Origin of the sequence: Mycoplasma buteonis (assembly GCF_000733865.1) — a bacterium.
Lineage (GTDB): Bacteria > Bacillota_I > Bacilli_A > Mycoplasmatales > Metamycoplasmataceae > Mycoplasmopsis > Mycoplasmopsis buteonis.
The window spans coordinates 75,874-87,309 of the sequence record NZ_JPOK01000005.1 but is presented as its reverse complement, the minus strand read 5'-3'; the positions used below and the strand labels follow the sequence as shown (position 1 = coordinate 87,309).

Below are 11,436 nucleotides of genomic sequence, written 5' to 3'. Positions count from 1 at the left end.
TTCGAGTAATTATGATTTGAAGAATAAAATTAAATTAATTAAATTTAATTAATTATAAAACAAATATATTTATATTATTAAAAAACAAAGTAAAACATATTTAGTTTATTGAAAAAATTTATTTTTAAAAAATTCACCCTGTGTTTGGATGAATTTTTAAAATAATTAAAATTTAATTAATCAATTATTTTTTTATTAAAATTCCCAGAAATTTCTAAATTAATTAAATCAGCTTCAGAACCTACGTAAAAAATCAAGTATTTATGATGAACAAAATTGTTATTATAATTTTCTTCATCAAAAGTTTCTAAATTTCAATCTTTAAATAAACTATTTTTTTCAAACAAATCATTGCTTACTTCTGAAATATACTCTGCTGAAAGTAAATTATGACTTCTAGTAATATTATTTAAAAATTGATCTGCTATATATTCAAAAAAAGAATAAGTTTCTTTTTTAAATTCGTTTCAATAATCTAATACAGAATTTAATTCTATTTTTTTATGATTACATTTGTCTAAAAAGTACTCTCATTTTGTTTTATTTACATCGAAAAAGCCAACTTTTTGATTAACTATTACTTTCTTTGCTGTCGGAGTATTATAAATATAGTTATAAATGTCAAATGGTACATCTTTATTTGAAAATATATCTAACAAGTAAATTGCAGTTTTATATTTTTCAGCCTTTACATCTATTTTTTCGCTTGTAATTCATTTTTGTAAAATTTTATTTAAACTTTCGTTGCTAAAATTGTTTTGATTGACTTTGTACAATTTAAGATTTTTGATGCTTCTATATGATTTTCCTTTATAGTAAAAAGCTAAAGGATTTTTAGCAAACTGTTTATCTTGCTCAAAATCAAAAGTAAAATTATTTCATAAATCATTATTATCATAATCACTATAAAAGTCTCAAAATTCTTTTTTATAAAAAATATCTTGAATTGCTTTTAAATTAGAATAATTTTTAAAATGATTTTTTCCTAAATTTTCATTATCCATTAACGCTCAAGGATCAATATAACGATATAAATAATTTATTTCTCTTCTATATGGATGTAAATAAATTTTCTTTTTTTCTTTTTCGTTTAAAATATCAAAATCTTTTTCATTTAAAGAATTAAAACTATAAATTTCTTTTTTATCTATATTTGAATTAAGTTCAATCTCAGTATTTAGTTTATATATTTTTGAAAAGTCATCATTTTTTTTGCTATTAGAGTGGCTAGAATTATATTTTTGGTAATCCATTAAAAAACTTAAAAAATTATTAAATTGATTAATTTCAATCCATTTTTTCTTTCTCTCTTCTCCTTTTGAGTTCCAAAATTCATTATTAGAAATTAATTTAATACTTTTAAAAATATCTTGTTTTAAAAAATAATTATTCTTATTTATTTTAAATTCAGATTCTAAGAATGGATTATTCTTTTTTTTAAAAGATTTTGAATTAATATCTTCAGAAGCTGATGCATTAGCTGTATTTTTTCAAAAATCCAAAAGAAAAGTATAAATAGCACTAAAATCATATAAATTTGATGCCTTCTCTATTTTTAAACTAGGAAACTCTTTTATAATATCTTTTTTTCATGAACTAATATTTTCGTAATCTTCTTTAACTTCATTATTTTGTTTTTCCATACAGGATGCTGATAAAAGAACAGGTAAAATAGTGCTTGGAATTGAATATAATCAAAATTTTTTCAATGAGTTTTTAGTCATGTTAATTCTCCATTTTTATAATTTCAAATTAAAATATTTCTTTCTTAATTATACTAAATTTTTAATCTCTTATGAAAACGTTTCCATATTAAAATTTGTTTAAATTGAAAAAACTCTCTTTTAATCTAATAGTTAAAAGAGAGTTTTTTTGTTTTAGAAAATAAATGTGAGAAAATATTTATCTCTTAGATTTATCGTACGGTATACCTGCAGCTGCTGGACCAACTGAGTTTTTACTTGTTGCAATCATAATAATCAGTGTGATTAAATATGGAAGAAGTGAAATTAAGTCTTTATAAGGTAAAATTCAGTCAAATAGGGAAACTCCATAGAATGATAATGATAAAAGCGCAGAGAAAAATAATGATACAACAATTGATAATGTTACTTTTCATCTTGAAGTAATCATGATAGCAAGAGCTATAAATCCTAGTCCTTGAACATCTTTTGTTAAACTAAAAGCAGTAGTATTTGACTGTGCATATATAGAACCTGCAATACCAGCTATGAATCCTGCAATTAGAACACCTTGTCATTTAGTTTTATTAACATTTACACCCGCAACGTCTGCAGCTTGAGGATTTTCACCAATAGCTTTAAATCTAAGTCCTCAACGAGTTTTTTGTAGTGCAAATCATGAGAATAAAACAACAAGAATAGTAACAACAACTTTAAAAGAAACTAAATTAAGTCAAGATGTATCTGGTTTTAATGCTAATTCTTGTCTATCACCAAAATTAAGAGCAATACCAGCGTCTGTAACACCAAGTAAAATAAGAACAAGAACTGATGTGATACCAACACTTAAACTGTTAATCGCAAAACCAGAAATTGTTTGATCTGATTTTAATTTTATAGTAGCGAATCCAAATAGAACAGCGAATAAACTTGTAAAAATGGCCGCTAAAACTGTAATTCAAATTTGATTCCATGCAGAACCGTATGTTCCAGCGATTTTATAAACCACAACACTAATAAGTGTGTACATTAGTGCTCCAAAAACCATGAAACCGTTAATTGCAATATTTACAATACCAACACGCTCTGAGAAAATACCAGAAAGCGTGCCTAAAAGGATTAAACAGAAGAAAAAACCTGTAAATGAAATAACTAATTCCATTATTTAACCTCTCTTTCTTCTTTTTTACCAAAGATTTTAGCATTAAATTCTTTAACAAAATCCATGAAAAGTTTTTCCTTTAAACTTCTGAAAGCTACTTTTCTTGAATAAATTTGATTTTTAAATTTATTTTTTGCATCGTAGTATTTATTTAACCCGAATTCTTCGCGCATTTTAAGATATTTAAATTTTTCAACAGCAATATCGTTATAAATATCTAAAACTTGATTTTGGACATTCTTTTTAACTAAAACATCATCTTCATTTTTAATTTGATTTTCTAGCTTATTAATTTCATTAATTTTTTGAGCAACATAGTTTTCATAAGCTCTAACATTTTTTCTAAATTTAGATTTTAATTTTCAATTAATGAAATATAACTTTTTAATTGCAAAATATTCTTTAAATAAGTATTTCATTCCAGATTGAGAACGTAATTTTTTGTTTTGTCAATACTCTTTATTAAAAAGTAAATAAACGAACTTAATCGTTCCACGAAGTGGTTTAAATTTATAGAAAATAATGGCTAAGGCTGATAAGAAAATAATAATACCATTAATAATAGGGAAAAAGTCTGGACCAACCATTTGAGAACCTTCTAATAATTGGAATCCTGATTGACCATTGTAAATTATTGCATAAAGTAATCCTGCAAAAAGAACTCCAATCGGACTATTAAGTGCAATAAGAGCAATAGCAATAGCTTCAAAACCAATAGTTAACGGAACACTATCTCCACCATAATTTTTTGAAATAATAATTGTATAAAAGAAACCCGCAATACCAGCAAGTCCACCAGAGATGGCCATTGTGATAATAGTTGTTAATTTTTCATTAATTCCAACATATTTTGAGTTAGTTTTATTTAAACCTACCATTTTCATTTTATAACCAATAGTAGTGTGTTGATAAATAAATCAAAATGTAACACAAAGTGCTAGAAGTAAAACTACACCAATGATTAAGAAATTTGCTGTTTGTTCATTGCTAATTAAAATTTGTTTAGTACCATGTGTTTCAAGTAAATAATCAAAAGTAGTTAAATCAAAAACATTATTAACACGTGTAAATAAGTAAACACCTATATATGTAACAATTCAGTTAAGAAAAATTGTTGAAATAACTTCATGAACATTAAAGTAAGCTTTTAAAAATCCAGCAAAAGCTCCGATAAACATGGAAACAACAATAAAAAGTAAAAATCCAGCAAATAACAATCCGAATGAAACGTTTTCAATATCTACCTTAGCAAGAATAATAATTGCAAAAAATAGAATTGCTGGTAATTGCATTTGTCCCGCAATACCAATATTAAATAAACCAGATTTAAATCCAATTGCTACTCCTAAACCAGCAAAAGCGAAAATTAAAAAGTATCCAATTAATCTGTAAACTGATAATGTATCACTATCAAATGCAAATGTAAATAAGTAATAAATAAATGTAAAAGGTGAAGCAGGATTATCACCAGAAATTGTAATAATTCAGTAAATCAATGATGCAACTGCTAAACCAATAAAAATTGATCAAAGTGAAGCATACGTTTTTCTACGTGTAACAACACGATCATCAAACATAAAAAAGTTTCTTGCTTTAGATAACAAGGAATGATTGTTGGTTTGTTTCATCTCTTCCTTCCTGACTAATAAGGTTTTTCTCTTTTGAGTTACCTTTATGTGCCATATAAATACCAATTTCAGTACGTGTTAAATCTCTTGCTTCTTTAACGGTTAAAATTTCACCACCATTAATAACTGCAATTTTGTCAGCTAAAGCTAAAACTTCATCTAACTCATAAGAAATTAGTAAAATCGCTTTCCCTTTTTGTTTTTCAGCCAAAATTTGATTATGAATATTTTTTATCGCTCCAACATCAAGACCTCTAGTTGGTTGCACAATTAAGATAAAATCGTGTGGAGCATTCATTTCTCTACCAACAATAAATTTTTGTTGATTACCACCAGAAAGTGAACGTGCCATTGAAAGACCTCTACGTGCACCACGAACATCATATTTTTCAATAATACTGTCGTTTTCTTGCTTAATGGCTTTTGATTTTAAAATAGATAGTTTGACATATGTAGGATCTCATAATCTACGTAAAACAGTATTAGATTTAATATTATAGTCAAGCACTAATCCATGTTTGTGGCGATCTGAAGGGATAAATGAAAATCCTAATTTAGAAATGTCATAAACAGAATTTTGTGAAATTTCAATAAAATCATTATCAGCAACTTTCGAATCTTTTTGATGAGTAAATGATAAAAATAATAATTTACCAAATCCTGAAATAAATAACAATACTAATGCAAAAATAACAGGGTAAATAAAGTCACTTGAATATGAATTACTTAAAATAGCTTTAAATGAAAATGCTAAAAGAATTAAAGCTGAACCATATTGTAATAATTCGAATAAAATTAATGAAGCTAAATGTCCATTTGTACGAACAAATAATTTTGAATAATTTTTATAAAACAATACTTTTAGATAAATAACAGGTATAAAAGTGGCAATTAAAATAACTAAAACAATAATCGCTCCATAAAAATAAGTTTTTTCAAATAATAAAGTTAAAGATAAAAGAGCTAAAAGCACAAAACCAATAACTGCTATAAGATGAATTTTATTAAGGTTGTTAATAAATTTTACGTCATATTTTTGACTAGCAAAATGCTCACGATAAGCTTCTTTACCACCTAATGCTTTTTGAAATATATTTGTAAATTTAAAAATACTGTTTAATAAAATAAATAAGAATAAAACTGATAGAAATAACGAGAAACCTGCAAATACTTCTGCAACACTTTTCAGATCATTTCTTTCAAAAGGTATAAATAGTAATGCAAAACCAATGATTGCAAAAAATAATGAAAGACCTAAATTTATAAATTTATTATTTCGGTGTGATTTTTTGATATTTTCAATTCTATTTTTAACTAATTCAGTTTTACGATATAAAACAGAACCAGTTGTAGGTTTTGTCATACCGCTAATTACATATTCTAAATCTGTTTGTCCATTACCTTCAACACCAGCAATTGCCACAATTTCACCAGCTCTAATTTCTAGTGAAGCGTGTTTTAAAGGTTTTTCGCCAGCAGTTGAAACATCTTCTAATTTTAGAATAACATCATTTTTGCTTGTGTCTGAATATTCATTACGAACAATTTCAACATCACTACCCACCATTCTTCGAGCCATCTCTTCAATTGAAACATCAGCAACTTTGAAGTTACCCATAACTTTACCATGTCTAATAACTGTTGCATTATCAGCAACTTCTTTAATTTCGGCAAGTTTATGTGAAATAAATAAAATTGTTTTCCCTTGCTCACGGAATAATTTAAAAGTATGAAGTAATCCTTGAATTTCTTCGTCTGTTAGCACAGCAGTAGGTTCGTCAAAAATTAAAATTTCTGAATCACGATAAAGCATTTTCATAATTTCGACTTTTTGTTGTGTCGCAACAGTTTCTTTACCAGTAATTCTATTCAAATCAAAATGTAAATTAAAAGCATTTTGAATTGTTTTAATTTTTTGAATTGCAGGTTTATAATCAATAACTCTTGAAGTTTTATTATATGGTTCATCACCCAAAATAATATTTTCAAGATTAGTATAAACATCAACTAATTTAAAGTGTTGGTGAACCATACCAATACCAAGAGAATTAGCATCATTTGGTCCTTTAATTAACACTTCTTTACCATTTACTTTGATTGTTCCTTTATCAGGTTGATAAAGACCAAATAATATAGACATTAAAGTACTTTTCCCAGCACCATTTTCACCAATTAATGCGTGAATTGATCCTTTTTTTACCTCAAATGTTATATCTTGATTGGCTTTAATCTCACCAAAATATTTGGAAATCTCATTAAACTCAATTGCGTTGAATTTTTCCATTTTTTTCCTTTTTTATAATAAATTTCGTAGTTGTAATTATATTTATTAGAAAAATAAAATAAATAATAGTATTACTATTATTTATTATATTTATGTTCTTAATATTACTTGTTGATTTCTTGTGCTAATAAATTTAATGCATTTTGAACATTTTCTTGTGCTGTACCATTAACAGTCAATGAAGTTAAATTATTTTTATCTTCAGCAGATAATGATTCGTATGCTTGTTTTGCACTTGCTAGTGCAGCTGTCATAATTCTTTTATGGTCTGCATTTTGAATGTGTGGTTCACTGTAACCTACTCATCCTGAGTCTAAACCTTTATTAAGAATTTTACCTTGTAATTCTCCGTTTGCACCTTTAACAGAAAGATCTTTAGTATCTAAATCTAATTTTGTAGCAAGAATAACATCGTAAACTGCTTGTGCAATATTTTTGGTAATGCTTGTTAAAAATCTTCCGTTTTGTGATGAATTACTTGGGTAGGTTAATGATTGATCAACGTCAACACCAATAACTTTAACATCATTGTATTTAGTATCTTGATCTAATTTACCAACTGTTTCTTGTGTAGCAGGTCCAGCAACAGGTAAAATAACTGATGGATTTTCACCAATTACTGAGTTAATAACGTTTCTCATAGAATCGTTTGGTTCAAATCCTGAGTTAAGTGGAACTGATGAAGAATTAGTTTTAACTTTTTTATCAGCATTTGCTTTATTTCAAGCTAATAGTCCACGTTCAAAACCAATATTATAATCTGTAACACCTCCAAAAGCTCCTCCACCAAATGACACAGCTAATCTCTTAGCAGCATCACTTGAGTATACTTGTGATAAATAATTTGCAGTAGCGTTACCCACGATTCATGATGATTGTTCAACTTTGAATAAAAGACTGTATGCGTATGGATAAACATCAGAACTTAAAGAAAAGTCAACACAAACGATAACAATTTTTTTGTCCATCATTTGTTTCTTAGTTTCTGCATTTTTTAAAAACTTACTAATTGGATCGTTGTGTTTAAAACCTGAAAGAACTCAAACAGTAGCAGAAGTTTTTGATAATAAATTAATGTATTGTGATTCATAATCTGTTCCACTTGGTTTAAGTTGTCTAATTTTGATTTTACCACCACTTTGATCATAAAGTTTATTGAGTGCTTCTCAAGATGATTGGTTAAATGATTTATCTGTAACATTTCCAGCATCTGTTACTAAAGCCACTTCAAGTGCTTTACTTTTTGTATGTTCAGCAACATAATCTGCTGTTAAAGAATTATTAGCAACTAAAGTAGCGATTCTTTTATCTTCTTTAATGTATGAAGCTGGTTTAGTATCTGTGTTACCACATGCGGCAGCAACTAAAGGAAAAGCTGAAACAGCTGTTAACCCTGATAACAATAAAAATTTCATTTTTTTCATAATACTTATAAATACCTCGAATTTTTTGCATGTTTATGAATTATTATTATAAATTTATTAAGACTTTTCTTCTGATTTTTTGTTATTTTTTAAATTTCAAAAATAATTTTTTTAGAATTATTTTTACTAATATCCCTATATTACAGTGTTAAAAAAATTAAATACACTGAATTTAATAAAATAAAAAATGTGAAAAACTTTTCACATTTTAAAATAATTAAAATTTAACTAAATTTTTGAATAATAAAATCAAAATCTAAACTAGCGGTTGTTTCTAAAATTAAATCTGCTTTGCAATAATCTTCTGATGAACCATTTTTAATTGCTACCGAAAACATATTAGCTGCTTTAATACTTTCTATTCCGGCTATTGCATCTTCAAAACCAACACATTCATTTACATTCAAATTTAGTCCTTCAGCTGCTTTAAGAAAAATTTCAGGATCAGGTTTTCCTTTTTTCAAATCACCAGGAAACACAATATAATCAAACAAATCAATAACTTCCAATTTTTTTAAAATAAGCGGAGCATTGTAACTACTTGATGCAATGGCTATTTTTATTTTATTTTTTTTAGCTTGCTCTAAAAATTTTTTAATTCCAGGTAATATTGAATTTTGAGTAATTTCAGTATTTAGCAATTTAATATATTCTTGATTTTTTGCTTCACAAATTTCATCTAACTGCTTTTCAGATAATTTTATATCTGGATTTTTTAATTTTAAAATTGCTTCTAAAGTTGCTTTACGTGGTAAGCCTCTTAATTTTTCATTTTCACTTTCACTGTATTCAATGCCAAGTTCTTGAACTTTATTTTTTCAAGCTTTATAGTGTAAGTTTGCAGTATCTGTAATAACTCCGTCTAAATCAAAAATAAATCCTTTAATCATTAACTACCTCAAAAGTTTTATTCTGTACACCAATAAATTCACGTTTATTATTTATATAAATTTCTACAATTTTATTTTGAGTTATATTTTTAACTGTAAATTCTTTTTTATTAATATTAATTTCTAATTGAGTATTTTGATATCAGAATTTATAGCTTAATTTACTTCAATTGTCAGGTAATTTAGGATTTATATGCAATTCATTATTATGTCAATCTAAACCACCAAAACCAAAAACGATCATTTGATAAATTGCAGCAAGTGAACCAGCATGAATTCCCGCATCAGAAGTATGCATTTTTGGACCTAAATCTATATTAATTCCGTATTTAAAAAGTTCATAGGCTTTTTTTAATTTATTTAATCTAACAGCTTCAATAGCATAAGTTGCAGGTGACAGAGAAGAATCATGAGTTGTTAGAGGTTCATAATATTCAAAGTTAGCTTGGCGAATTTCACGATCATAAAAGTGAGGTAAAATGTTGATTAAAAGGACAACATCAGCTTGTTTAACAAGTTGTGAACATAATCTTTTATGTCCTTCTGCTGTAGTAAATAATTTCTTACCTGCATCACCTAAACATTGAAATGGTAAAACGTCAATTTTTGGTAATTTTAAAAATTGATCGTTTTCTGCAATAATTTTATTTTCATTTGGATGTTGTTGTTTTAATTTTCTAAGGACATGTTCCATTTTAGAAACATTAATTCTGTAAGGAATTTTATCAATAATTGACTGATAAAGAATTTTGTCTGTCCGCTTTAAATCTTTAATATAATTAAGGGCTAATTCAATATTATGTTTTGCCATCATATTAATATAAGCGTTATTATCAATGTTTCCTTTATATTCATTTGGTCCCATAACATCTTTTATTTCAAAAGTTCCATCAGCTTGCTCTTCTGCACGATTTACATAAAATCACGCTGTATCAATTATCATTTCATATCCCATTTGTTTCATAAATTCAATATCTTTTGTTACATTAAAGTACTGATTAACTGCATATGCTACGTCCGCTGAAACATGAATTTCTTGTCTTCTGGAAGCAATTGGTACTTGCTTGCCTGTAACAACATCAGCTTGTCCTCAGTATGGACAAACCTCACCTTCGGTAGGTCAAGCCATTTCTCAAGGAAATTGAGCACCTTGGAGATTTGATTCCTCAGCACGTTCTTTTTGTTCTTGTGCTTTTAATCTTGCACCCTCAATTCCTTTATAACGGTATGTAAGTAAATTGCGAACTACTTTAGGATCATTAAATAAATAAACTGGATTAATGAAAAATTCGGTATCTCAATAAGTATGGCCTTGATATCCTTCACCACTTAAACCTTTTGCTCCAACATTTTTATTTTCAGAATTAGTTGGAACAAAATTATTTAAATGAAAAATTCCAAAATCTAAAGCTAAAGAATCATATTCAGCTTCATCATTTCCTTCAATTTTAACATCAAAACGATTTCAAACTTTTTCTTGCATAGCTGCAATTGAATCATTTTTCATTTTTTTATAGCTTGTATTAAGTAAGAAATCTAAATTTTCTTGTGCATTTTTAACAACTTTAGAATCTGTAATTAAACATTTTTTATTATCAACGGAAGTGTTAACTGACATTAATTTTTCTAGTTCTAAACAATCACCTTCTTTTAAAACTTGCTTAATTTTAAATTCAATTTTTCTACGTTTTATTTCAATTACATAATCATCGTTTCCACCAAGAATAAGCTTATTATTTACAAAAAGTTTTGTTAGTAAATTATGAATAGCTAGTCTACGAGAAAAAGTGGTTCTTTGTTGCATTTGGAGACTTTCTTTTGTCGGACGTATTTTTAAACCTTCTTCAAAATGTTGAGTTCCATTATTTGTAACTTGACCATTAATACCTGGTTTAATTACTATTTCAACAGGATTATCAGCTTTTAAAATTTTTATTTTTATTTTTTGTCCGTATTTATCAAAATCTTTTTGTGAAACAAATCTTTCGAATGTTAATTCAAACTTATTTTCGCCTCTTTTGGCAATTACTTTTCTGATTAAAATTCCTTCTTTTATATAAAGAGTTTTTTCATAAGTATCTTCAGGAGAAACCTCAAATTCTTCACCATCAAAATAAATAGGAGTTGATAAAGAATCTGCTAAATTAGCTAATTCGCTAACTTCATTTTTATTATCTTTATTAAATAATCCGTTGACAAAAAAATCTTCTTTATTGTAAATCGTTCTTTCTTCATCAGCACTTCGAATTCCAATATGTCCATTCCCTAAAGAAAAAATGCTTTCTGTTTTAGCCACAACTTTTTTATCAAATTTAACTTGTGAAATTTTTTTATTTTTAACATCGTATTTTAAAAATTCCATTGCT

At 26.5% G+C, this 11,436-nt stretch carries 7 protein-coding genes; all 7 read right to left on the bottom strand.

Going from position 1 to position 11,436, the window contains the following annotated elements:
* Positions 1 to 176: 176 nt before the first annotated feature.
* Positions 177 to 1,643 carry a hypothetical protein gene (locus EI91_RS01215; protein WP_169738029.1) on the bottom strand — a complete coding sequence of 489 codons (1,467 nt, stop codon included), beginning with the start codon at positions 1,641 to 1,643 and terminating at the stop codon, positions 177 to 179.
* A gap of 259 nt (positions 1,644 to 1,902) precedes the next feature.
* Positions 1,903 to 2,844 (bottom strand): ABC transporter permease, encoded by a 942-nt coding sequence (locus EI91_RS01210; RefSeq protein ID WP_036452131.1) that lies wholly within the window; start codon positions 2,842 to 2,844, stop codon positions 1,903 to 1,905.
* A complete protein-coding gene (locus EI91_RS01205) occupies positions 2,844 to 4,472 on the bottom strand; it encodes an ABC transporter permease (protein WP_036452130.1) in 1,629 nt (542 codons plus the stop codon). Before EI91_RS01205 ends, EI91_RS01210 begins: the two co-directional genes overlap by 1 nt.
* A complete protein-coding gene (locus EI91_RS01200) occupies positions 4,438 to 6,756 on the bottom strand; it encodes an ATP-binding cassette domain-containing protein (protein WP_084177983.1) in 2,319 nt (772 codons plus the stop codon). Before EI91_RS01200 ends, EI91_RS01205 begins: the two co-directional genes overlap by 35 nt.
* Before the next feature lie 104 nt (positions 6,757 to 6,860).
* Complete coding sequence (locus EI91_RS01195; protein WP_169738028.1) at positions 6,861 to 8,171, bottom strand: BMP family ABC transporter substrate-binding protein; 1,311 nt, start codon at positions 8,169 to 8,171, stop codon at positions 6,861 to 6,863.
* Between the two features lie 233 nt (positions 8,172 to 8,404).
* On the bottom strand, positions 8,405 to 9,070 hold the full coding sequence (gene pgmB / locus EI91_RS01190) for a beta-phosphoglucomutase (RefSeq protein ID WP_036452128.1): 666 nt from the start codon (positions 9,068 to 9,070) through the stop codon (positions 8,405 to 8,407).
* Entirely contained in the window at positions 9,063 to 11,432 is a 2,370-nt protein-coding gene (locus EI91_RS01185) for a glycosyl hydrolase family 65 domain-containing protein (protein WP_036452126.1), read from the bottom strand. Before EI91_RS01185 ends, pgmB begins: the two co-directional genes overlap by 8 nt.
* Positions 11,433 to 11,436: the final 4 nt, after the last annotated feature.